Below are 23,199 nucleotides of genomic sequence, written 5' to 3' on the forward strand. Positions count from 1 at the left end.
CACATGCCGTCGTGCTTGAAGAGCGCGGGTACCACGGGTGCGGCGGGAATGGCGCATGATTGATCTATAAGACCCGTTCTCCATGGGGCGAAACGGCAGCATCCGAAAGATCGCTCTCATCGGATGAGATTTCGTTGAAGGGATGTGTTGAATCAGGTCGCAAGATGGCGTGTCGGGCGAGCCATCGATGGAGTCTTTGGGGGTGCCGGGAAAAATCGCCGAGAACATCGGTCGCAGTGCGCATGCGCAGCGCATGGAGTTCACGAAAGGGCGTCCCTCGCGTCTGATGAGAGGTCACGGACGACGGTGATGGGGTGCGGGCGTCGCGACTTGCGGCAGGATCGCCAGATTTTGTTCGAGGCGTCGGCGCGCCTTGCAAAAGCCCGCTCCGATTGCACTTCAAGTCTCAGCAGGTGGCGTTTCACTGTCATGCGAGCTCTGCAGCATCCGGCCGACTTGCGCGGGATGATGGCTATGCCGTCGAGCTGCCAACACCGTGAAATACTGGCGCATCGAGGTGCCCGTCGGCCACAGGCGTCTATCCGGAGCTGCGCACTCGGAATCAGCGAGTGCAGGCGCAGGGTGAAAATGGCATACTGCTGGCAGGCGGGGCAGGCAAGGGCGGGGCGCCCAAACTGATTGATCTTCAAAGGGGTGTGGGCGTTTCAATATAATTGCGCTTTTCTTTCAGTCTTAGATAAAAAGATGGTGATGACGTCGCCTGGGGTGGGCATCTGGGAATCTGTAAATTCAGATGTTGATGGTGTTTTTCGTGTAAACCAAAAATTCAAGATAAAAGGGGGCGATACATGAAGATGAAGTGGGTGACATTGCTGTTTCTACTGTGTTTCTCTGGTCCGTCGTTCGCCAACGAGTGGTTGAATGATGTTGAAATCACACAGATCAACGCGTATCAATCGGGGACAGGTCATTTCGTTTGGTTTAGCGCCGTGTCTCAAGAGTGCAAGACCGCATCTCCCTCCGCGCCGATCATGACGTTCGATGAAGCGCAATCTGGAGGAAAAGGCATGCTGGCCATCGCGATGGCCGCGCTGCTCAATAAGCGCAAGGTCAATGTGCAAGCCAAAGGGTGCAGTATTCTCGAGATCTATTTGAAGTAAAGGCGAGTAAGGGCGAGCAATTGTGAGACGGTCAGCGCCGCGGTGGGAGTGCCACTGCCGTGTGCGTTGTCGAACCAGTGATCGAGCCGAAAACGGCGATGTCTGATTCGCCTGTCGTCGTCGAAATTTTCCGAAAAACGCCGAAGCCGGCGGGAGAACACCGGGTCTGAGTGTTGTCAGCGTGGCCCATGCCGAGGTCATTTCCCTTGGGCCGCGTTGATCAGCCCTTTTGTCGCTGAGGCTCCAGATGCCGAAGGGATACCCATCCGGCGTAGGTGTGCTTAGACACCCGCGGATGTCCTTCCTGCGACAAACCGTCACATCCCATTTCGCCGCGCTGCACCAACAATAGGCATCGTTTCCGCTGCCTCAGGCGCTACTCATGGACGCCCTGCTGCTGTCGCGCATCCAGTTCGGATTCGTCATCAGTTTCCACGTGCTGTTCCCGGCCTTCACAATCGGGCTGTCGAGCTGGCTGGCGTTCCTGGAGTGGCGCTGGCTGCGCACCCGCGACACGGTGTGGCGCGATCTGTACTTCTTCTGGCTGAAGATCTTCGCCGTGTCCTTCGGCATGGGCGTGGTCAGCGGCATCGTGATGAGTTTCCAGTTCGGCACCAACTGGGCGGTGCTCAGCGAACGTGCCGGCAACATCCTCGGCCCGCTGCTCAGCTACGAGGTGCTGACCGCATTCTTCCTGGAAGCCTCGTTCCTCGGGGTGATGCTGTTCGGCTGGCACAAGGTGCCGGAAAAGCTGCACTTCCTGGCTACCTGCCTGGTCGCCATCGGCACGCTGATCTCCACGTTCTGGATCCTGTCGGCCAACAGCTGGCTGCAGACGCCGGCCGGCTACGCCGTGGTCGAGGGCGTGTTCCATCCGGCCAACTGGCGCGAGGTGATCTTCAATCCCTCGTTCCCGTACCGGCTCACGCACATGGTGCTGGCCGCCTTCATCACCACCTGTTTCGTGATCGGCGGGGTCAGTGGCTGGTATCTGCGCCGCGGCGAACATCTGGACGCGGCCGGGCGCATGCTCAAGCTGGCGGTGGCGTTCGCCGCGATCGCGCTGCCGTTGCAGATCGCCGCTGGCGACGCGCACGGCCTGAATACGCTCGAGCACCAGCCGATCAAGGTGGCGGCGATGGAGGGGCACTGGCACGGCGAGGCGCCGGGGCAGGGCGTGCCGCTGGTGGTGTTCGCGGTGCCTAACGAGGCCGCCGAGCGCAACGACTACGAGGTGACCATCCCGCGCCTGGGCAGCGTGATCCTCACCCACACCCTGGATGGCGAGATCACCCCGCTGACCGCGGTGCCGCGGGACGAGCGGCCGCCGGTGAAGCCGGTGTTCTACGCGTTCCGGGTGATGGTCGGGATGGGCATGGCGATGCTGCTGCTGGCGCTGGTGTCGCTGTTCTTCTGGTGGCGCGGCACGCTCCTGCGCCGGCGCGCGCTGCACCTGGCGTGGAACGCGATGCTGCCGGCCGGGTTCGTGGCGCTGGTCGCCGGCTGGTTCGTCACCGAGATCGGGCGCCAGCCGTACGTGATCTATGGCCTGCTGCATACCCGCGATGCGGTCAGCCCGACGGTCAGCCCGGCGATGGTGTGGATCTCGCTGAGCGTGTACGTGCTCGCCTACGCGCTGGTGTTCGGCTTCGGCAGTTGGTACATCCTGCGCATGCTGCGTCACGGACCGTTGCCGCACGAGCCGGCGCCGCGCATGCAGGAGGGCGACAAGACCCCGGCGCGGCCGTTGTCGGCGGCCGACGACGACATCGAGGAGACCCGCTGATGGACATGGCGACCGTATTGCCGGTGATCTGGTTCGGCGTGATCGGCTTCGGCGTGCTGATGTACGTGCTGCTGGACGGCTTCGTGCTCGGTCTGGGCATCCTGGCGCCGTTCGCCGAGGACGAGGAGCAGCTCGACCTGATGATGAATACCGCCGCGCCGATCTGGGACGGCAACGAGACCTGGCTGGTACTCGGCGGCGCCGGCCTCCTGGCAGCGTTCCCGAAAGCCTACGCGGTGGTGCTGTCGGCGCTGTACCTGCCGGTGCTGCTGATGCTGATCGCGCTGGTGTTCCGCGGCGTGGCCTTCGAGTTCCGCTTCAAGGCGCGCACCTCCAAGTACCTGTGGGGCTGGGCGTTCGCACTGGGCTCGCTGTGCGCGGCGTTCTGGCAGGGGGTGATCCTGGGCGCGCTGGTGGAAGGCATGCCGTTGCAGGACGGCAAGTACCTGGGCGGGGTGCTGGGCTGGTTCAGTCCGTTCTCGATGCTCACCGGCGCGGCGGTGGTGTTCGGCTATGCGCTGCTCGGCGGCAGCTGGCTGATCCTCAAGACCGAGGGCGCGATGCAGCGCATCGCCCGCACCCTGACCCGGCCGCTGGTGCTGGTGGTGGTGGTGTTCATGGGCCTGGTCAGCGCCTGGCTGCCGTTCCTGGACTCGCGGATCATGGCGCGCTGGTTCCACGACGGGAATTTCTGGTGGCTGTCGCCGGTGCCGCTGCTGGTGCTGGTCAACGCGCTGGCGCTGTGGCGGGCGGCGATGGCGCAGGGCCGCGATGCGCGCCCGTTCGTGCTGACCCTGTGCTTCTTCGTGCTCGGCTTCTTCGGCCTGGTGCTGGGTATCTGGCCGAACATCGTGCCGCCCGGGCTGACCATCTGGGAAGCGGCCTCGCCGCCGTCCTCGCAAGGCTTCGTGCTGGTCGGGCTGGCGGTGCTGCTGCCGGTGATCCTGGGCTACACGGCGTGGTCGTACCGGGTGTTCCGCGGCAAGATCACCGCCGACACCGGCTACCACCACTGACGGCGGCCGCCGCCGCGGCCGGGCGGCTTGCCAGCGGCGGCGGTGGCGGCCAAGCTACCGGCTCCCCGCGCCGTGCGGGTCACCGCCCGCCCGAGCCGCCGCCCCGCATGTCCGCTGTTTCCTCCGAAATTTCCGTCGCGCCCCTGTTGCACCCACTGGCCGTCGGCGATGCGCGGCGCCCGCTGGCCTTCGCCAACGGCGAGCACATCGACCTGGCCACCTTCCTCGGCCACGTGCGCGGCCTGGCCGCGGTACTGCCGGCCGGCCGGCATGCGCTGAACTTGTGCGAGGACCGCTACCGCTTCATGGTCGCGTTCTGCGCGGTGGCGCTGCGCGGGCAGACCTCGCTGCTGCCGTCCTCGCGCGCGCCGGCGGTGGTGGCCGAGGTGCAGCGCACCCATGCCGACTGCTACTGCCTGGGCGACCTGGCGCTGGCCGAGCCGCCGCCGCGCTACTGGCAGCTGCCGGACGCGCTGCCGTCGCTGGATGGGCCGATGCCGCAACTGGCCGACGACGCGCTGGTGGCGATCGGCTTCACCTCCGGCAGCACCGGCGCGCCCAAGCCCAATCCCAAGACCTGGGGCAGCTTCCTCACCAGCACCCGCCAGGACCTGCTGGCACTGGTCGGGCTGTGGCCGGATACGGCGGTGCCGCAGGTGGTGGCCACGGTGCCGCCGCAGCACATGTACGGGATGGAGCTGTCGATCCTGCTGCCGCTGGTGACGCCGCTGGCGGTGCACGCCGGGCGCCCGTTCTTTCCCGAGGACGTGGCCCGCGCGCTGGCGCAGTTGCCGGCGCCGCGCCTGCTGGTGACCACGCCGGTGCATCTGCGCGCGCTGGTCGAATCCGGTGTCGCCCTGCCGCCGCTGGCCGGCATCGTCTCGGCCACCGCGCCGCTGGCGCAGGAACTGGCCGCCGCCGCCGAGGCGCGCTTCGGCGGCGAGGTGCGCGAGATGTTCGGCTCCACCGAGACCTGCGTGTTCGCCAGCCGCCGCACCGCCTGCGAAGTGCCGTGGACGCCGCTGCCCGGCGTGCGCGTGGCGCCGCAGCCGGATGGCACCCTGGTGCACGCGCCGCATCTGCCGCAGCCGGTGCTGCTGGCCGACCTGATGGAAGTGGACGCCGACGGCCGTTTCCAGGTGCGCGGCCGCCAGGCCGACCTGCTGGAAATCGCCGGCAAGCGCGCCTCGCTGGCCGATCTTACCCGGCGTCTGCTGGCGCTGCCGGGCGTTGTGGACGGCGCGATGCTGCAACTGGACCCGGAACCGGGCCAGGCGGTGGGCCGCATCGCCGCGGTGGTGGTGGCGCCGACCCTGGACGAGGCCGCGATCCTGGCCGCGCTGCGCCGCGAACTGGACCCGGTGTTCCTGCCGCGCCGGCTGCGCCTGCTCGACGCTCTGCCGCGCAACGAGACCGGCAAGCTGCCGCGCGATCGGTTGCTGGCGTTGCTGGCGGCGCGCGAGGACTGACGGGGCGGTCGACCGCGCCGGGATCGGGCTGGTTTGGCCAGCGGCCAATCGACCCCAACGTCTGCGATGCGCCCAGCCTGGATCGCGGCAGGTCGCATCGCAAGCGCAGGCATGCCCATCGCTGCGGCATAACCGGTTCTGCCGCGATCCTGCCGGTACCCGCTCAGGAAAGCGCGGCGGCGACCTGCGCGAACAGGTGTGGCAGATCCACCGGCATGCGGGTGTCCACGTCGATCACCGTCCCCAGGCCGATCGGACCGGGATAGTCGGCAAGCAGGTCGGGCGGCAGTTCCCGCAGGGGGTGCGCCGCATGCTGCGTGCCCGTCGCGGCGCGCGCGCGGAAGCGGCGCAGGGTCTCGTCATGGCCGCAGTGGCAATGGACTTCCACCAGCCTCGCCTGCAGTGCGGCGATCCTGCCGCGCTCGTAGTCGCTGCGGGGCCGGAAGTTGGCTTCCAGCACCGCGTGCGGACTGCGCTGTGCCAGCGACCAGAGCATCTCCATCGCGGCGCCGCCGAGACGGCGCGACGCGGCGAGATCGCCGCCGCCATCGCCCAGGGCGTCGGTCAGCGTCTCCTTGATGAAATCCTTGCAGAACAGCGGAAAGCCCAGCTGCGCCGCCAGCGGAACCGCCAGCGTGGTCTTGCCGGCGCCAGGGGCGCCGGACACCAGGACGATCTTGCGTTGCCGTTCAACCATGGACGCCGTCGATCTCCACCGCCAGTTCGTCGCGGCAGATCACCGCGTGCAGCAGCAGGCGCGGCACGCGCTCGCCGAAGCGGGCATCGAGGGCGTCGGCGACCAGCGGCAGGTCGCCGGGCTCGCGTACGTAGACCTTCAGCCGGGTGCCGTCGCTGAACTGCGGCGGCAGGTCCGGGGCGTGTTCGCGCGCGGCCGCCAGCAGGGCGTCGAAGTTGGCGAAGGTCTCTTCCAACTGCGCCAGCAACTGGCCCTGGTGCATGGAGGCGTGGCCGACCACGCTGGCGGTGCCCGACAGCAACAGCGGCATGTCGCTGCCGGCCGGCGGCAGCATGGCGCGGGCGAAGCTGGGCGGCTGCGGGCCGTACTGGCGCGGGTAGCGGTAGGCGCTGACCTGGCGCGGGTTCTCCAGCGGGGTGCCGGCCTGCGCGGCGGCCAGCCAGTAGATCTGCATCACCCGTGCGTCATCGCAGCGGCCGACCGCGGTCGCCGCCGGCAACTGGGTAGCGTCGAAATCGCCCAGCCCGCGCGCGCGGCCGACGCAGAAGCGCCGGTAGCGTTCGCGGTCGCCGCTGCCCAGGGTGATCGCGTCCAGATAGTTCCAGATCCGCAGCAGGCGCGGCGTGGCGCTGCCGGCGACGAAGGCGCTGAGCTGCGCGTAGGCGAGCGCGGCGGCTTCCTCGATGTCCAGGTCGACCTGGCGCTCGTCGATCTCGATCACGCCGAACTGCAGGCGGCCGTCGCTGGCCCAGGCGATGGCGCCGTCGCGGCCGCTTTGCACGGGGGCGTCGGTGCGCCACACCTCGAGCATGCGCGGGCCGTGCGGCTGCAGCGGCACGCGCAGGTAGCGCGGGTCGTCGTGGTAGGGCGCGGTCTCGCCGAAGCCGAACACCGCCAGCACGCGGTCCTCGCCCAGCCACTGGCTGGGGTCGGTCTCGGCGACGTAGTCCACCTGCAACTGCGGATGGCCCTGCGTGTGATGCGGAAACTGCAGGTGCGGGCGGCTCATGGGGTGTCTCCGTGCAAGGTGTCGCCGTGGAACGATTCGCGGGCCTGGCGGCGGCGGTGGCGCCAGGCGCGCCATGCCCGCGGCAGCATCGCCACCGCGGACAGCGCATAGATGGCGCGGAACACCCGCAGGCGGCGCAGCACCGCACGGTTGTCGAAGACGTCGCCGGCGAGCATCGCCACCACCGCCTGCTCCACCTGCAGCACGTTGCGCGGCTGCGCGAACAGCTCGCGCATGGTTGGCGAGGTGAAGCGGTAGATGAACCACTTGAACTCGTCCAGGCCACTGCGCAGGTGCCGCTCCAGACGTCGCTGCAGTCGCGCTTCGCGGGCCGGGTCGCGCAGCGCCGCGTCGACCATGGCCGCGCCGCGCTCGGCGCTGTGCATGGCCAGGTACACGCCGGAGGAGAACATCGGGTCGACGAAGGCGTAGGCGTCGCCGAGCATCAGCCAGCGCGGCCCGCTCATGCGCGTGCATTCGTAGGCGTAGTTGCCGGTGGCATGCACCGGCGCCACGCGCTGCGCGTCGGCCATGCGCGCCACCACGTCGGGATTCAGCGCCAGCGTGCGCAGCAGGAACGTCTCGCTGTCGCAGCCCTGGCGGGTCTTCATGTATTCCGGATCGCACACCGCGCCCACGCTCATCACGTCGTCGGGCAGCGGGATCAGCCACATCCAGCCGTGCGCGTGGCGGTAGATGCTGATGTTGCCGGCATCCTCGCCCGGGCGCCGCGCCACGCCGCGGAAATGGCTGAACAGCGCCGCCGACTGGTGCCGTGGGTTGGCGCGCTTGAGCTTGAGCTTGTTGCCGAGAAAGGTGTCGCGGCCGCTGGCGTCGATCAGGTAGCGCGGCCGGTAGTGGCGCAGACCGTCGGCGCTGCGCGCCTGCACCGTCGGCGTCTCGCCGTCCAGCTGCACCGCCTCGACGCGCACGCCCTCGTGCACGTCGGCGCCGACCGCGCGCGCATGCGCGAACAGCACCCGGTCGAAGTCGGCGCGCGGCACCTGCAGCGCGAAGTCGGACTGCGCGCCCAGCGCGTGCGCGAAACGGAAGGTGTTGTAGCCGCCGGCGTCGTTGGGGAAGTCGGCGCCGAGCTTGAGCACGCCGATCGCCCGCACCTGGTCGAGCACGCCCAGCCGCTGCAGGATCGGCATGTTCATCGGCAGCAGCGATTCGCCGATGTGGAAGCGCGGGTGGTGGTCCTTTTCCAGCACCGTCACCCGCCAGCCGCGTTGCGCCAGGGCGATCGCCGCCGCGCAGCCGGCCGGCCCCCCGCCGATCACCAGCACGTCGGGCGTTTCCGCCTCGATGGCGCTTGCGGTGGGGGGAGGGGAAGCAACAGCGGGGGACGTCATCCTGAGGGAACCTGCGGGCGCAACGGCGGGGCGAAACGGCATGATAGCGTGCCGTTCGCGGGCCGATGGTTGCGCCGCAGCGCCCGATGCACCATCTTGTCGCACCCGTCCTTACGCCTGGAAGCCCCTGGATGTCTTCGCAAACCGCCGCCGAACGTGAACTGGCTGAGCTGCTGGTCGAGAGCCTGAACCTGGAAGACGTCCAGCCCGGCGACATCGATCCGGAGGCGCCGCTGTTCAATACCGGCCTGGGGCTGGACTCGATCGACGCCCTGGAGCTGGCGCTGGCGATCAGCAAGCGCTACGGCTTCCAGCTGCGTTCGGACAACGACGAGAACCGCCGCATCTTCGCCTCGCTGCGCGCGCTGTCGGCGCATGTCGAAGCCAACAAGACCAGCTGAGCCGGCCGACGCCGCGCCCTGGGCGCTGGCCCTGGGCGTGCTGCTGGCGCTGGCCTACTCGCCGCTGGCGCACTGGGCCAACGCCGCGCACCGCCCGGACCTGGCGGTGCTGGCCGGGGCGGCGCTGGTGCTGATGGTGCTGGTGGAGCCGATGGCGCGCTGGCGGCCCTGGGCCTGGGCGCTGGCCATCGCCGCGACGGCGGCGCTGGTGCCGCTGTGGCACTCGCCGCACGCGCTGCTGCTGCTGGCCGCGCCGCCGGTGCTGTTCACCGCCTGGGTGGCCTGGTTCTTCGGGCGCAGCCTGCAGCGCGGGCGCACGCCATTGATCACCCGCATCGTCGAGGCGCTGTACCGCCAGGCCGGCATGCCGATCACCGCGGAGCAGCTGCGCTACACCCGGCGCCTGACCCTGGCCTGGACCCTGCTGCTGGTGGGGCTGACCCTGCTCAACCTGGTGCTGGCGCTGTGCGCCCAGCCCAGCGGGGTGCTGGCGCAACTGGGCCTGGCCGCGCCGCTGCCGATCAGCGACGCGCGCGCCTCGCTGTTCGCCAATCTGCTGGGCTACGGGGTCATCGGCGGCTTCTTCGTCGGCGAGTACCTGCTGCGCGGGCGCTGGTTTCCGCAGCGTCCCTACCGTAATCTGCCCGATTTCCTGCACCGGTTGGCGCGGCTGGGGCCGGTTTTCTGGCGCGATCTATTGCGCTGACGTGCGGGAGTGCAGGGGACGCAAGGGTCGTGCAGATCATCAAGGAAAACAGCAAGTTGCCGCAGGCTGGGATGCCTTCGCGCATGGCCTGGGCGGTGTGGAACGCCCTGCAGCTGGCATTCACCCTGGCGCACACCGCGCTGGGCATCGTCGTCGCGCTGGTGCTGCTGCGGCTGAGCGGGCCGCGCCTGCCGCTGCGCATGGGCGCGCGCTTCTGGGCGCCGGTGCTGCTGTTCGGCGCCGGGGCGCGGCTGCAGGTGGAGGGCCAGGAGCGGGTGGACTGGTCGCGCAACCACCTGTTCGTCAGCAACCACCAGTCGATCATCGACATCTGCGCGCTGTTCATGGCGCTGCCGGTGCCGCTGCGCTTCCTGCTCAAGGACGAGATGCTGAAGGTGCCGTTCGTGAACTGGTATGCACGCGACACCGGCATGCTGTTCCTGGACCGCGACAGCCGCCGCGCCGGGGCGATGATGCGGCGCGAGGCAGCGGCGCTGCTGCGCCGTGGCCAGGACCTGTGCCTGTTCCCGGAGGGCACCCGCAGCCGCAGCGGCGCGCTGGCCGAGTTCAAGGCCGGGCTGCTGCAGGCCGCGATCGATGCCGGGGTGGACGTGGTGCCGGTGGCGCTGGACGGGGCGGGCAAGGTGCTGCCGCCGACCAGCCTGTTCCGGGTCCGGCCCGGCCTCATCCGGGTGCGGATCGGCACGCCGATCCGGGTGAACGGCGAGGACGGCCCGCTGACTCGCCAGGAAGTGACCCAGCGCGCGCACCAGGCCGTCCGTGCGATGCTCGAACCCAGGATATGAGTCGCCCGTATGCAATTCGTCGTACCGCATGATCATCCCAGCCTGCCCGGCCACTTCCCGGGCCGCCCTGTGGTGCCCGGCGTCGTGGTGCTGGACCACGTGCTGCAGGCCGTGGAGGCGGCGCACGGCGCGCGCGCGCCGCTGCGCCTGCCGCAGGTGAAGTTCGTGCAGCCGCTGTTTCCCGGCCAGCCGGCGCGGGTGGAACTGGACGGCGCCGCACTGCGCTGGCGCTTCCGCGTGCTGCGCGGCGAGGACCTGCTGGTCAGCGGCGAACTCAACGCCGAGGCGGCGCCGTGAGCGCCGGCTGGAAGCACCGCCCGGAAGGCGGCGGCCGTTTCGCCCTGTGGCTGATCCGCAGCATCGCTCGTTACGGCGGCCGCGCCGTCGGCCGCCTGCTGCTGTACCCGATCACCCTCTACTTCCTGCTGGTGCGCGGCCCGGAGCGGCGCGACTCGCGGCACTACCTGAGCCGTGTGTTCGACCGCCCGGCCACCCTGCTGGAGGTGGCCCGGCACATCCACACCTTCGCCTCGACCATCCTCGACCGGGTGTTCATGCTGTGTGGGCAGATGCACCGTTTCCGGGTGCAGATCCGCGGCCTGGACCAGTTGCACGCGCAGATGGACCGCGGCCGCGGCGTGCTGATCTTCGGCTCGCACCTGGGCAGCTTCGACGCGCTGCGGGTGCTGGCCACCGAGCGTCCGGACGTGCAGGTCAAGGTGGTGCTGGACAAGGCCCACAACCCGGCGATGACCGAGCTGCTCGGCGCGCTGAACCCGCAACTGGCCGCCAACATCATCGACGCCGGCATGGACAGCACCTCGATCGTCATGGCGATCAAGCAGGCCACCGACGAGGGCGCGCTGGTCGCGCTGTTGGTGGACCGGCCGCGCCCGGAGGATCCGGCGCTGCCGGCCGCGTTCATCGGCCAGGGCGCGCTGTTCCCGACCTCGCCGTGGCTGATCGCCGCCGCGCTCAAGGTGCCGGTGGTGCTGGCGTTCGGCCTGTACCGCGGCGGCAACCGCTACGAACTGGTGTTCGAGACCTTCAGCGAAGGCCTGGACGTGCCGCGCCGGCAGCGCGCGCCGGTGCTGGCCGCGCTCATCCGCGATTACGCCGCCAGGCTGGAGCATTACACCCGCTCCGCGCCCTACAACTGGTTCAACTTCTACGACTTCTGGAACAACCGCCATGCCGATGCGCCGCACCTTGCCGTGGATGCTGATACTGCTGTGCAGCGCCGCACCGCTGAGCGCCGCATCGCCTGAGGCGCCGGACGCCGACTGGATCCTGCAGAAGCTGGCACGGCCGGCACCGGTCAGCACCGCCTTCGTCGAACTGCGCGGCTCGGCGCTGCTGAAGACGCCATTGCGGGTGCAGGGCGAGTACCGCCGCCCGGACGCGCAGACCCTGGTGCGCGAGGTCACCGTGCCGTACCACGAGACCACCACCCTGCGTGGCGGCGAGGCCACGCTGGAGCGCGACGGCAAGCCGCCGCGGCGCTTCTCGCTGGCGCGCGTGCCGGAGCTGGCCGGCCTGCAGAGCGGCTTCGGCGCGTTGCTGTCCGGCGACCGCGCGTTGCTGCAGCAGCAGTTCAACATCAGCAGCAGCGGCACCCGCGAGCGCTGGCAGCTGCAGTTGCAGCCGAAGGATCCGGCCATGGCCGCGCACGTGCGCAGCCTGCGCCTGTACGGCCGTGGTGCCGAACTGCGCTGCATCGAGACCACCCCGGCCAAGGGCGACGTGCAGCGCACCCTGCTGGCCGGTGCCGCGCAGGCCGCCGGCGCCGTTGCCGACGGCGCCGCGCTGACCGCGCTGTGCCACGGCGACGCGGCGTGATCCCCGTACGAGGCGCCCGCCGGCAGCGTGCTGCCGGCCTGACGGCTGCGCGTGCGGTGGCTGATCGCACGGCGCAGGGCGGCGTGGGGATGCGGCAATGACGCGAGCCCTCAGCTCGAAGATGCGCATCTCGCTGGCCCTGCTGTGGCTGGCCCTGCTCACCGTGGCCGGCATCTGGCTGGGCAATGCGCTGCAGGTGTCGGGCGACTTGCGCAAATTCATGCCGGAAGCTCGCACTCCCGCGCAGAAACTCCTGCTCGACGAACTCGGCGAAGGCCCCGGCTCGCGGCTGCTGCTGATGTCGCTGTCCGGGGCCGATGCGGCCACGCTGGCGCGGCAATCGCAGGTGCTGCATGCCGAACTGGCCGCGCAGCGCGACGTGTTCGAACTGGTCGCCAACGGCGCCGATGCCGGCCTGGACGCGATCCCGCCGCGCCTGCTGCCGTACCGCTATCTGCTCAGCGACAGCTTCGACGCCAGGCCGCTGGATGCGCCGACCCTGCGCGATGCGCTGCAGGCACGGCTGCAGGACCTGGGCTCGCCGGCGGCGGCGATGGTGGAGCCGTTGCTGCCGCGCGATCCCACCCTGGAAGTGCTGCACCTGGCCGAGAGCCTGCAGCCGGCCGGCGGCCCGCAGCAGCGCGACGGGGTGTGGTTCGACCGCGCCGGCAAGGACGCGCTGCTGGTGGCGCAGACCCGCGCGGCCGGCTTCGACCCCACCGGCCAGCAGCGCGCGGTGGACGCGATCCACGCCGCTTTCGCCAAGGTCGCCGCCGGCAGCACCAGCAAACTGACCCTGACCGGCCCCGGCGCGTTCTCGGTGGAGATCGGCGGGCGCACCCAGAACGAGGCGCAGTGGATCGGCACCCTGGATACGGTGGGGCTGATCGTGCTGCTGCTGGTGGCCTACCGCAGCTGGAAGATCCCGGTGCTGGGCGTGCTGCCGCTGGCCAGCGCCGGCCTGGCCGGGCTGGGCGCAGTGGCCTTGCTGTTCGACGGCGTGCACGGCATCACCGTGGCGTTCGGCTTCACCCTGATCGGCGTGGTGCAGGACTACCCGATCCACCTGTTCAGCCACCAGCGCCCGGGCCTGGATCCGCGCGAGAACGCCCGCCATCTGTGGCCGACCCTGGCCACCGGCGTGGTCTCCACCTGCATCGCCTACGTCACCTTCCTGTTCTCCGGCGTGGACGGCCTGCGTCAGCTGGCGGTGTTCACCATCGCCGGCCTGCTGGTGGCGGCGCTGACCACGCGCCTGCTGCTGCCGGCGCTGATCGACCCCTCGCCGCGCGACCATGCCGATTCGCCGATGCTGGAGCGGCTGTGGCGCGGCATCGCGCGGCTGCCGCGGCCGCGCTGGTCGCTGCTGCCGCTGGCCCTGCTGGCGGCAGCGGTCATCGTGTTCGCGCCAGGGCCGTTCTGGCAGAACGACCTGTCCAAGCTGACCCCGGTGCCGGCCGACGGCCTGGCCCGCGACGCGCACCTGCGCCAGGAACTGGGTGCGCCCGACGTGCGCTACGTGCTGGCGCTGCCGGCGGCCTCGGCCGAGGCCGCGCTGGCCGCGTCCGAACGCCTGCGCCCGCGTCTGGACGCGCTGGTGGCGCGTGGCGAACTGGCCGGCTACGACATGGCCGCGCGCTACCTGCCCAGCGCCGCCACCCAGCGTCGGCGCCAGGCCGCCTTGCCCGATCCGGCGCAGGCGCAGGCGATCACCGCCGCCGCGGTCGCCGCCACGCCGTTCCGCGCCGATGCGTTCGGGCCGTTCCTGGCCGACCTGCAGGCCGCACGCAGTGCGCCGCTGCTGACCGCGCGCGACCTGCACGGCACGCCGCTGGCGACGCCCGTCGGCGGCCTGCTGCTGGAGCGCCCGGACCGCACCACCGCGCTGGTGTCGCTGACCGGCCTGCGCGATCCGGCGCAACTGGCGCGCGCGGTGCAGGGCAGCGGCGCGCAACTGCTGGACCTCAAGGACGCCTCCGAATCGCTGGTCGCGGCCTATCGCGGCCGCGTGCTCGCCGCGCTGGGCGTGGCCGCGGTGCTGCTGGCGCTGACCGTGGCGATCGCGCTGCGCACGCCGCGGCGCATCGTGCGCGTGCTGCTGCCGATGGCGCTGACCACGCTGCTGATCCTGGCGATCCTGCGCGGCTGCGGGGTCGAACTGAACCTGTTCCACCTGATCGCGCTGATCCTGGCCGCCGGCCTGGGCCTGGACTACGCGCTGTTCTTCGACCACGCCGGCGACGACCGCGCCGACCAGTTGCGCACCCTGCATGCGCTGATCGTGTGCAGCCTGATGACCCTGCTGGTGTTCGCACTGCTGGCCGCCTCCAGCATCCCGGTGCTGCGCGCGATCGGCAGCACGGTGGCGCTGGGTGTGTTGTTCAATTTCGTGCTGGCGCTGCTGATTTCGCGCGAGACCGCCAGCGACGTCCAGGAGAACCGCCATGCGCACTGAGCCACTGCACGGACGCGACGCCATCGCCGCCCTGGTGCCGCACCAGGGCCTGATGTGCCTGTGGGAAGAGGTGGTGGCCTGGGATGCGCAGCGCGTGCTGTTGCGCAGCGTCGCGCATCGCCAGGCCGCGCATCCGCTGCGCAGCGGCGATCGGCTGCACGCGCTGCACCTGTGCGAATACGGCGCGCAGGCGATGGCGGTGCACGGCGGCCTGCTCGGCCGTGCCGCCGGCACGCCGGTGCGGCCGGGCATGCTGGTGGCGCTGCGCGGGGTGCAGTTGCACGTCGACGAACTGCAGGATCTGCCGGGTCCGATCGAAGGCGAGGCCGAGGTGCTGCTGCAGTCCGAGGACAGCCAGCAGTACGCCTTCCGCATCAGCCATGCCGGGCAGCTGCTGGCCGAGGGCCGCGCGACGGTGATGCTGCGCGCAGCCGGCTGAGCCGGCGCCTGCCGCCGGCGTAAGCGCGCCGCAGTGCGGCTGTGGCAAGGTGGCGCTACCGTCGATCGCGGCGGGATGGGAACAACGGAGCTTGTTGATGCGGTCCATCGAAACCTTCCATGCCGCCGCGTTCCTGGACACGGTGGTCAGCCTGGTGGCGGCGTTCCTGCTCGGCACCCTGATCGGCGCCGAGCGCCAGTACCGCCAGCGCACCGCCGGCCTGCGCACCAACGTGCTGGTGGCGCTGGGCGCGGCGGCGTTCGTGGATCTGGGCATGAGCATCGCCGGCAGCGCCGAGGCGGTGCGGGTGATCTCCTACGTGGTCTCCGGCATCGGCTTCCTCGGCGCCGGCGTGATCATGAAGGAAGGCATGAATGTGCGTGGGCTCAACACCGCCGCCACGCTGTGGTGCTCGGGCGCGGTCGGCTGCTGCGCCGGCGCGGACATGCTGGCCGAGGCCACACTGCTCACGGTCATGGTGATCGGCGGCAACACCTTGTTGCGGCCGCTGGTCAACGCGATCAACCGCATTCCCATCAATGCCCACGCCACCGAGATGCACTATGCGGTGCGCCTCACCGTGGCCACCGCCGCCGTGCCGGAACTGCGCGAGCGCCTGGTCGAGGAACTGGAGGCGGCGCACTACCCGGTGAGCGCGGTGGACCTGGTCGAGCGCGGCGACGAGCAGACCGAACTGGTGGCCTCGCTGGTCAGCAGCGCGGCGCATCCGGACGAACTGGATGCGGTGATCGCGCGGCTGCAGCGCACCGACGAGGTGGTGCACGGGACCTGGGAAACCAGCACCCGCGATTGAGGCCGGCAGTGGCGCGGCAGCGCGACCGCATGCGCCGCGCGGATGCGATACGCTGGTCGGATTGCGCAACACCGCCCTCCAGGCGATGGCGGCGGCGCGTATGCATGGCGCAACGCATCCGGGTTTGCTCTACGATGGCGGCCCCTTGTCGGCGGCCGATGCCGGTCGCCAGCGGAGTCTTGCCGATGACAGCATCCTCTTCCCCGCGCCGCGCCCTGGTCACCGGCGGCAGTGGCGATCTCGGTGGCGCGATCTGCCACGCCCTGGCCGCGCAGGGCCTGCACGTGATCGTGCACGCCAATGCCAATGTCGCACGCGCCGCGGCCGTGGTGGAGGCGATCTTCGCCGACGGCGGCAGCGCCGAGGCGGTGGCGTTCGACGTGGCCGATGCCGAGGCCAGCGCGCAGGCGCTGGCGGCGCTGCTGGAGGCCGGCCCGATCCAGGTGCTGGTCAACAACGCCGGCATCCACGACGACGCGCCGATGGCGGGCATGACCGCGGCGCAGTGGCACAAGGTCATCGACGTCTCGCTGCACGGCTTCTTCCACGTCACCCAGCCGCTGCTGCTGCCGATGGCGCGCACGCGCTGGGGCCGTATCGTCAGCGTGTCCTCGGTGGCGGCCGTGCTGGGCAACCGCGGGCAGACCAACTACGCCGCGGCCAAGGCCGCGCTGCACGGCGCCAGCATGTCGCTGGCGCGGGAAATGGCCAGCCGCGGGATCAGCGTCAACGTGGTCGCGCCAGGCGTGATCCAGGGCGCGATGGCGGACAGTTCGTTCCCGCCGGAGGCGATCAAGCAGATGGTCCCGGCCGGGCGCCCCGGCAAGCCGGAGGAAGTGGCCGCGCTGGTCGCGTTCCTGTGTTCGGACGCGGCCGCCTACATCAACGGCCAGGTCATCGGCATCAACGGCGGCATGGGCTGACGATCGCGCGGCCGTTGCGCCGCGATGCCGGCGGCGCAACGGCGGCCTGCCCTCAGCGGCAGACGAAGCTGGACGCCGCCTCCACGTCGCCGCCGACGTAGCGCGCCACCTGCGGATACGGGCACAGCGGGCGGCTGCGCTGGCTGCTCCAGCTTGCCGGTACCTCGGCATTGGGCGTGGCGCTGCCGCTGCCGCGCGCGCTGGCGACGATCGCGTCCGGCGCCTGGCCCTGCTCGACCCAGGCCACCAGCGGGGTCAGCGCATCGAACTGGTCGGTGGCCGGTCCGCCGGCGCAATGCGCCATGGCCGGCACCGCGAACAGGCGCGCATAGCTGGCGGCATCGGCGTCGGCCGTGCGCAGGCGGTCGTACCAGGCCGCGGTGTCGGCGAAGGAGAAAATGCCGTCGCCGGTGCCGTGGTAGATCAGCAGCTTGCCGCCGTGCTTCTTCAGCGTGGTCAGCCGGGTCTCGTTCGGCGGGGTCATGTACGACCAGGCCGATTCGCGGAAGGCGCCGGCCGTGGCGAAGATCTTCGGCGCGTCGCGGTCCATGTCGAACTGCAGCGCATACTTCTTCAGATCCTGCAGCACCGCCGGATCCTCCGGCGGGGTGACGAAGCCAAAGGCCACCGAGCCGGGCACCAGGGTCAGCGAGGCGTCCTGACGCCAGCCGGCCCAGTCGCCGCTGGCGATGCCCGGGTCGTAGGGGAAGGGCGCGTACAGCGGCTTGCCCGCGCTGTTGTGCACGCCGGCGTGGATGGCGCCGAGCGCGCGCTTCTGCGCCGGGGTCAGGCATTGGCCGGTGCGCCCGGCGCTGCCGCAGGTGGCGACGTCGCGGTTCAGGTCGAAGCGGCGCTGGCAGGCGAGCACGTCCTGCACCATGCCGTCGCGCACGCCGTCCAGCGCATCGCAGGTGGCGACGATGCGCTCGGCCACCAGGCTGCGCTCGGCGGCGCTCAGGCCGCTGCGCGTGTCGCTGCCGCCTGCCAGCGCCGCCAGCTGCTGGGCCGCGGCCAGGTCCGCGATCGCCGCCTTGGGCAGGTGGAAACCGGGATCGCCGACCAGGATGCCGTCGTAGTCCTGCGCATCGCGCGCGGCGGCGACCATGCCGTGGCGGCCGCCGTTGGAGCAGCCGCCGAAGTAGCTGTAGTCCGGCGCCTTGCCGTAGGCGATCTGCACCACGCGCTTGGCCATCGGGGTCAGCGCCTGCACCGCCTGGTAGCCGTAGTCCAGCCGCGCCTGCGGATCGCGGCCGAACAGCGGGTTCTGCGCATTGCTGTGCCCGGCATCGGAGCTGATGACCGCAAAGCCCATGCGCAGCGGGTTGTCGCGCTGGCCGCCGCCGCCGATGTCGCCAAGCGCGGGGACCACGTTGCCGTCCAGGCCGCCGTTGGCCTGGTAGAAGAAGCGCCCGTTCCATGCGGCCGGCAGGCGCATCTCGAAGCCGATCGCATAGGACTGGCCGTCGGTGCCGACGCGTTCGTGCATCAGGCCGGTGATCTGGCAGTGCGCGCCGATCGGCTGGCCACCCACCTGCAGGGTGCCGGCGGCCACGCTGTGCACCGCGGTGAAGCGGGTGCCGGGGTAGGCGAGCCGGCTCGCCAGCGCGTCGCACGACTGTTGCAGCGGTGCCGGGGTGGCCGGTGCGCGCGGAGCCTTCTGCGCATGGGCGGTGGTGGGGGCGGCCAGGGCGGCGAAGGGCAGGGCCAAGGCGAGCAGCGTGGAGCGCATGGAGTTCTCCTGAGGGGCGCCGGGCGCGGGGGGCCTGTGTCGCGCCGGTGACGCGGGGCGTCAACCGCGGCGCGTGCGAAAACGCGAATGCGTGGGCGATATTCGCCCGGTGTGACGCGTGCCGCGCAATGGGACCGCCCGCTGGGCGTGCCGTGGCGGCGGGCGGAGCGCGCGTTGTTGCAGGGCGGCATGGCCCTGCGCGTGGATCAGGCCGCGTCCGCGTACCAGGCCGGCGACAGCACCGGCAGCGGCGTCTGCGCGTCGCGGCAGGCGTCCAGCAGGCCGTGGTCGGCCAGCGTCGGATGCTGCTGGCGGGCGCGCGCCAGGATTTCCCCGGCCAGTTCCGCCATGCGCGCGACATTGCCCTGCAGGCGGGCGACGAAGGCGGCGTCGTCCAGCCGGTCGCTCAGCGCGCGGTTGAGTTCGTGGAACCAGCCGATCAGGTATTGGTCCAGCAGCCGCCCGTCGGCCACCGCCGCGGCCTGCGCGCGGTTGGCCGCGCCCCAGTCGCGCAGCAGCGCCTGCATGCCCAGGTTGAGCGCGCTGGCCTGCTGCAGCGCCGGGCGCAGCCGGCCCAGCACCGCCAGGTCGGCGATGCGGTCGGTACAGTACAGCGGCGCCAGCAGCGACCAGTAGTAGGTGTAGTCCCAGATCACCTTGACCGGCATCACCTGGGCGTCGCCGAACAACGGGTACTGGTCCTGGTAGAGGGTCAGGGTGTTCTCGTAGAACGAGAAATACAGCTGCTGGTACAGCTCGGCATACGGCGCGATGTCGCGCCCGGCGCGCTCGCGCCCGATCAGTTCGCAGATGTAGGTGTTGCTGATCGCGATGAAGTCGCTGCCCGGCGAATAGAACGGGTCCAGGAACACGCCGGCCTCGCCGGTCAGCGCCCAGCGCTGTGCGGAGAACACCTGCTTGCAGCCGTAGGAGAAGTCGCGCAGGAACAGGAAGTCCTGCACGCTGTGCTCGCTGCGCTCCAGCGTGCTGGCCACCTGCGGCTGGTGCGTGCGCAGCCAGTCCATCGCCTTGGCATGGGTGTTCATGGTCTCCAGCGGATGCAGGGCGGCATCGCAGACGATGCCCAGCGAATGCGCGCCGGAGGACAGCGGGATCAGCCAGAACCAGTAGCCGGGGCCGCACATGTGGTTGGTCGAGCGCCAGCGGTCCGGCGGCGTGCAGCGCTGCAGCCAGGCGCTGTCCTGCGACCAGCCGTTGGGGTCGACCAGCCCGTCCACCCGCCACCACACCGCGTTGGCCTGGTGCGCGTTGTCCTGTGCCAGGCCGAGCTTGCGCTTGAGCAGGCCGGCGCGGCCGCTGGCATCGATCACCCAGCGTGCCTGCAGGTGGGCGTCGGCGCCGTCGCGGCTGTAGCGCACGCAGTGCTCGCCGTCGTCCTCGGCCAGGTCGACGCCGCGCACCGTGCTGCCGTCGAGGAACTCCACGCCCATCGCGCGCGCGCGCTGCCCGAGGAAGTTCTCAAAGCGGCCGCGGTCGATCTGCCACGACGGGGTGGGCAGCAACTGGCTCACCCCCAGTTCGGTGCACTGGTCGATGTCGGCGCGCCGGTCGGAGAAGAAGAAGCGGAAGCCGAACTTGCGGATCTGTTCGGCATCCAGGTGCTCGCGCAGGCCCAGCACCTCGGCGAAGTAGTGCGCGCCGATCTCCACCGAGGACTCGCCGACCTTGAACGCGGCCTCGCGCACCGGGTGCGCGCGCCGTTCCAGCACGCGGATGCGCAGCTGCGGGTCGCGCCGGCGCAATTGCAGCGCCAGGGTCAGCCCGGCCAGCCCGCCGCCCAAGATCGCCACATCCGCCTGCGCTGCATTCATGTCGTCTTTTCCTTGGCGACGGCCAGGGGGGCCGGGTCGAGGGTGCTGTCGGCGTCGTCGATCAGCACCGGGTTGGCGCGGGTGCGTCGGTACTCGCGTACCACGTGCCCGTAGGTCCACACCTGCACGATCACGTGCGAGGTGATCTTCCACAGATCGCGCACCAGCCGGAAGTGGCTCTTGCGGAACGTGCCCGGGGTCTGGCTGGCGTAGCGGGTCTCGATCGGCACCGCCACCACCCGCGCACCGGCCTGGCGCGCGGCCGAGATCAGCAACTGCGCCTCGAACACGAAGCCTTCGCCAGGCACGTCGGGCAGGGTGTAGACCGACTGCGGGTACAGGCGCTGGCCGCTCTGGCTGTCGACCAGGCGGAAGCCGCAGCCCCAGGCGATGCCCCAGTCGCCGAAATCGTTGCCGATGCGCCGGATCGGCGGCTGGCTGGCGCGCTTGCGCAGGCGCGCGCCGACGATCACGCAGCCGGGGTGGCGGTTGGCCGCGGCCAGCAGCCGCGGGAAATCGGCGGCGCTGTGCTGGCCGTCGCCGTCCATGGTCATCACCGCGCGCGCGCCCTGGCGCTGCGCCTCGGCAAAACCGCTGCGCAGCGCCGCACCCTTGCCGCGGCGCTGCGGGTGGCGCAGCAGGGTCACCGGCAGGTCGGCGATGCAGTCGCTGGTGCCGTCGTCGGAGCCGTCGTCGACCACGATCACCCGCGGGCAGTAGGCCAGCGCGTCGCTGACCACCTCGCGGATGCGCAGCCGTTCGTTGAGGGCCGGAATAAGGATCGCCGCGTCGGCGGCAGTCAGCGGCGTGCGGCTCATGCGCGCAATTCCACCTGCAGGCAGCGGCCGCCGCCGGCGTCGAGCACGCAGCCGCTGCCGCCCAGCGCCAGCGCGTCGAACAGCGGCAGCATCGGCGCCATCGCGTTGCCCGCGGCGTGCCGCGCCAGCGGGCCGTCGCCGGCCGCGGCGGTGCCGTCGTGCAACTGCACCTGCAACTGCGGCTTGCCGTCGCGTGCGCCGGCGCTCAGCACCAGCGCACCGCCGAGCAGGCCTTCGCTGCGCGCGATGCGGCCCAGCGCGCCCACCGAGCGGCTGTCGTAGCCGACCAGCAGCACCGCGTCCTCGCCCGCGGCCAGCTGTGACAGTGCTTCCAGCAGGCCCTGCGCGAAGCTGCCCGAGTGCGCGCTGATCGCGGTCGCCGTGGCGGTGGCGCCGGCACCGATGGTCCAGTAGCCGGCGGCGGCGTTGTGCACGGAGTTGTGGAACTTGGTCGGCGACACCGACAGCGGGTCGCTGGCCAGGGTGGTGCACATGTAGTCGGTGATCGCCAGGTCGCCGTGGGTGGAGGTGAACACCGACGGCAGCGTGGCCGGGTCGCGGCCGGCGTCCTGGCAGGCGGCCAGCGCCGCATCCAGCGATACCGCCACCGTGTCCGGCGCGCGGCGGCGCTCGTTGGGCGCCAGCAACTGCGGCGACGGCCGTCCGGGCGTCTCCAGCGGCGCGCCTTCGCCGCGCGCGAACGCCTGCGCCAGCGTCCACGACGGCAGCCCCGGCGCCCAGAACCCGATGCCTTCGATCGTCGCGTGCAGCATCGTCGTGCTCATGCGCGACCGAACAGCAGCGAGCAGTTGTTGCCGCCGAAGCCGAAGGAGTTGTTCATCGCGTAGCGGACCTGTGCATGGGCGGTGGCGAAGCGGATCTGCGGGCCGCAGGCCGGATCGGGCAGTTCGCTGTTGAGGGTGCCGGGCAGCAGGCCGTCGCGCAGCGCCAGCAGGGCGAACACCGACTCGACGATGCCGGCGGCGCCGAGGGTGTGCCCGGTCCAGGCCTTGGTCGAACTGGCGTGCAGGGTGGGCGGGAACAGCGCCGCCACCGCGGCGGCCTCGACGCTGTCGTTGGCCGGGGTCGCGGTGCCGTGCAGGTTCAGGTACCCGACTTCGGCCGCGTCCACGCCGGCGCGCTGCAGCGCACCGCGCATCGCCAGGCCGGCGCCCAGGCCCTGCGGATGCGGCGCGGACATATGGTGCGCGTCGCTGGATTCGCCATAGCCGCACAGCAGTGCCTGCGCCGGCGGCGCGTCGGCGGCATCGGCGCGTTCCAGCAGCGCGTAGCCGCCGGCCTCGCCCAGCGACAGCCCGACCCGGCGCACGTCGAACGGCCGGCACGGCTCCGGCGACACCACCTGCAGCGAGTTGAAGCCGAACAGCACGCTGCCGCACAGCGTGTCCACGCCGCCGACCAGCGCCGCATCGACCACGCCGGCGGCGATCAGCCGCGCCGCCTGGGCGAACACCTTGGCGCTGGACGAGCAGGCGGTGGCGACGGTGATGCAGGGGCCGCGCAGGCCGGTGGCGGCGCGCACGAAATCGCCGAGCGAATGCGGGGTGTGCACGATCGGCCGGTCCAGGTCGGCGGGAATGCGCGGGCCGTCCGCGTCGTGCTCGAGCCGGGTGTAGGCCTCCTCGCTGGCGCCGATGCTGGAGGTGGAGGTGCCCATCACCACCGCCACCCGCTCGGGGCCATGCCGCTGCGCCGCGGCGGCCACGGCCTCGGCCATGCCGTCCTGCTGCAGCGCCAGCCAGGCCAGGCGGTTGTTGCGGCATTCCCAGGCGGCCAGGGCGTCCGGCAGCGCCGCGGTTTCCAGCGCGTCCACCCGGCCGATCCAGCATTCCAGCGGTTGCGGGCCGAAATCGTTGCGACGCAGGCCGCTGCGGCCCTCGCGCAGCGCCGCGGCCTGGGCCTGCAGCCCGCTGCCGAGCGCGTTGGTCGCGGTGTAGGCGCGGATGGCCACCGGGGCCATCCG

Annotated in this window: 22 protein-coding genes; 14 read left to right on the forward strand and 8 right to left on the reverse strand. The window is 71.0% G+C overall.

What is annotated here, in order from left to right:
- Positions 1–809: 809 nt before the first annotated feature.
- From AC1G9L_RS01240 to AC1G9L_RS01255, 4 genes are all read left to right on the forward strand, one after another.
- Positions 810–1,121 (forward strand): hypothetical protein, encoded by a 312-nt coding sequence (locus tag AC1G9L_RS01240; RefSeq protein WP_019800014.1) that lies wholly within the window; start codon positions 810–812, stop codon positions 1,119–1,121.
- A 382-nt stretch (positions 1,122–1,503) separates the two neighbouring features.
- Positions 1,504–2,907: a cytochrome ubiquinol oxidase subunit I gene (locus tag AC1G9L_RS01245; RefSeq protein ID WP_019800013.1), complete on the forward strand. Its 1,404-nt coding sequence runs from the start codon at positions 1,504–1,506 to the stop codon at positions 2,905–2,907.
- Positions 2,907–3,923, forward strand: coding sequence for a cytochrome d ubiquinol oxidase subunit II (cydB, locus tag AC1G9L_RS01250; protein WP_019800012.1), 1,017 nt, complete (start codon positions 2,907–2,909; stop codon positions 3,921–3,923). The genes AC1G9L_RS01245 and cydB overlap by 1 nt, the downstream gene beginning before the upstream one ends.
- Positions 3,924–4,030: 107 nt before the next feature.
- Complete coding sequence (locus AC1G9L_RS01255) at positions 4,031–5,392, forward strand: AMP-binding protein (protein ID WP_481070060.1); 1,362 nt, start codon at positions 4,031–4,033, stop codon at positions 5,390–5,392.
- Positions 5,393–5,555: 163 nt separating this feature from the next.
- On the opposite strand, the gene AC1G9L_RS01260 is transcribed toward AC1G9L_RS01255, so the two are convergent.
- From AC1G9L_RS01260 to AC1G9L_RS01270, 3 genes are read right to left on the reverse strand one after another with little or no spacing between them, the layout of a single operon-like run.
- Positions 5,556–6,089, reverse strand: coding sequence for an AAA family ATPase (locus tag AC1G9L_RS01260; RefSeq protein ID WP_019801363.1), 534 nt, complete (start codon positions 6,087–6,089; stop codon positions 5,556–5,558).
- Positions 6,082–7,098 (reverse strand): chorismate transformation FkbO/Hyg5 family protein, encoded by a 1,017-nt coding sequence (locus tag AC1G9L_RS01265; protein ID WP_481070062.1) that lies wholly within the window; start codon positions 7,096–7,098, stop codon positions 6,082–6,084. Before AC1G9L_RS01265 ends, AC1G9L_RS01260 begins: the two co-directional genes overlap by 8 nt.
- The gene (locus AC1G9L_RS01270) at positions 7,095–8,453 is read right to left on the reverse strand and encodes an NAD(P)/FAD-dependent oxidoreductase (RefSeq protein ID WP_481070064.1); all 1,359 of its coding nucleotides are present in this window, start codon (positions 8,451–8,453) and stop codon (positions 7,095–7,097) included. The genes AC1G9L_RS01265 and AC1G9L_RS01270 overlap by 4 nt, the downstream gene beginning before the upstream one ends.
- 131 nt (positions 8,454–8,584) lie before the next feature.
- On the opposite strand from AC1G9L_RS01270, the gene xanC reads away from it, so the two are divergent.
- The 10 genes from xanC (at position 8,585) to fabG (ending at position 16,836) form a co-directional block, all read left to right on the forward strand.
- Positions 8,585–8,854, forward strand: coding sequence for a xanthomonadin biosynthesis acyl carrier protein XanC (gene xanC / locus AC1G9L_RS01275; protein WP_003470209.1), 270 nt, complete (start codon positions 8,585–8,587; stop codon positions 8,852–8,854).
- Positions 8,829–9,560 carry a COG4648 family protein gene (locus tag AC1G9L_RS01280; protein WP_481070066.1) on the forward strand — a complete coding sequence of 244 codons (732 nt, stop codon included), beginning with the start codon at positions 8,829–8,831 and terminating at the stop codon, positions 9,558–9,560. The genes xanC and AC1G9L_RS01280 overlap by 26 nt, the downstream gene beginning before the upstream one ends.
- 56 nt (positions 9,561–9,616) lie before the next feature.
- Positions 9,617–10,366 carry a lysophospholipid acyltransferase family protein gene (locus AC1G9L_RS01285; RefSeq protein ID WP_481070970.1) on the forward strand — a complete coding sequence of 250 codons (750 nt, stop codon included), beginning with the start codon at positions 9,617–9,619 and terminating at the stop codon, positions 10,364–10,366.
- A gap of 9 nt (positions 10,367–10,375) precedes the next feature.
- Positions 10,376–10,663, forward strand: a complete 288-nt coding sequence (locus AC1G9L_RS01290) for an ApeI family dehydratase (RefSeq protein ID WP_420008274.1) — start codon at positions 10,376–10,378, stop codon at positions 10,661–10,663.
- The gene (locus tag AC1G9L_RS01295; protein ID WP_481070067.1) at positions 10,660–11,634 is read left to right on the forward strand and encodes an LpxL/LpxP family acyltransferase; all 975 of its coding nucleotides are present in this window, start codon (positions 10,660–10,662) and stop codon (positions 11,632–11,634) included. The genes AC1G9L_RS01290 and AC1G9L_RS01295 overlap by 4 nt, the downstream gene beginning before the upstream one ends.
- Positions 11,558–12,205 carry a LolA-related protein gene (locus tag AC1G9L_RS01300; RefSeq protein ID WP_481070069.1) on the forward strand — a complete coding sequence of 216 codons (648 nt, stop codon included), beginning with the start codon at positions 11,558–11,560 and terminating at the stop codon, positions 12,203–12,205. The genes AC1G9L_RS01295 and AC1G9L_RS01300 overlap by 77 nt, the downstream gene beginning before the upstream one ends.
- Before the next feature lie 97 nt (positions 12,206–12,302).
- Positions 12,303–14,660 carry an MMPL family transporter gene (locus AC1G9L_RS01305; protein ID WP_481070071.1) on the forward strand — a complete coding sequence of 786 codons (2,358 nt, stop codon included), beginning with the start codon at positions 12,303–12,305 and terminating at the stop codon, positions 14,658–14,660.
- A 4-nt stretch (positions 14,661–14,664) separates the two neighbouring features.
- Positions 14,665–15,099, forward strand: coding sequence for a hotdog family protein (locus tag AC1G9L_RS01310; protein ID WP_481070972.1), 435 nt, complete (start codon positions 14,665–14,667; stop codon positions 15,097–15,099).
- Between the two features lie 97 nt (positions 15,100–15,196).
- Positions 15,197–15,913 carry an MgtC/SapB family protein gene (locus AC1G9L_RS01315; RefSeq protein ID WP_019801778.1) on the forward strand — a complete coding sequence of 239 codons (717 nt, stop codon included), beginning with the start codon at positions 15,197–15,199 and terminating at the stop codon, positions 15,911–15,913.
- Positions 15,914–16,098: 185 nt separating this feature from the next.
- On the forward strand, positions 16,099–16,836 hold the full coding sequence (gene fabG / locus AC1G9L_RS01320; RefSeq protein WP_019801777.1) for a 3-oxoacyl-ACP reductase FabG: 738 nt from the start codon (positions 16,099–16,101) through the stop codon (positions 16,834–16,836).
- Positions 16,837–16,888: 52 nt separating this feature from the next.
- Here fabG and AC1G9L_RS01325 read toward each other — a convergent pair whose 3' ends face one another.
- The 5 genes from AC1G9L_RS01325 to AC1G9L_RS01345 form a co-directional block, all read right to left on the reverse strand.
- The gene (locus AC1G9L_RS01325; protein ID WP_481070073.1) at positions 16,889–18,565 is read right to left on the reverse strand and encodes a tannase/feruloyl esterase family alpha/beta hydrolase; all 1,677 of its coding nucleotides are present in this window, start codon (positions 18,563–18,565) and stop codon (positions 16,889–16,891) included.
- A gap of 206 nt (positions 18,566–18,771) precedes the next feature.
- Positions 18,772–20,397 (reverse strand): NAD(P)/FAD-dependent oxidoreductase, encoded by a 1,626-nt coding sequence (locus AC1G9L_RS01330; RefSeq protein WP_481070075.1) that lies wholly within the window; start codon positions 20,395–20,397, stop codon positions 18,772–18,774.
- A complete protein-coding gene (locus AC1G9L_RS01335) occupies positions 20,394–21,215 on the reverse strand; it encodes a glycosyltransferase family 2 protein (protein ID WP_481070076.1) in 822 nt (273 codons plus the stop codon). The genes AC1G9L_RS01330 and AC1G9L_RS01335 overlap by 4 nt, the downstream gene beginning before the upstream one ends.
- Positions 21,212–21,988: a beta-ketoacyl synthase chain length factor gene (locus tag AC1G9L_RS01340; RefSeq protein WP_481070974.1), complete on the reverse strand. Its 777-nt coding sequence runs from the start codon at positions 21,986–21,988 to the stop codon at positions 21,212–21,214. Before AC1G9L_RS01340 ends, AC1G9L_RS01335 begins: the two co-directional genes overlap by 4 nt.
- An 8-nt stretch (positions 21,989–21,996) precedes the next feature.
- On the reverse strand, positions 21,997–23,196 hold the full coding sequence (locus AC1G9L_RS01345) for a beta-ketoacyl-[acyl-carrier-protein] synthase family protein (protein WP_481070975.1): 1,200 nt from the start codon (positions 23,194–23,196) through the stop codon (positions 21,997–21,999).
- Positions 23,197–23,199 lie beyond the last annotated feature (3 nt).

It is taken from the genome of Xanthomonas sp. NCPPB 1132 (assembly GCF_056629235.1).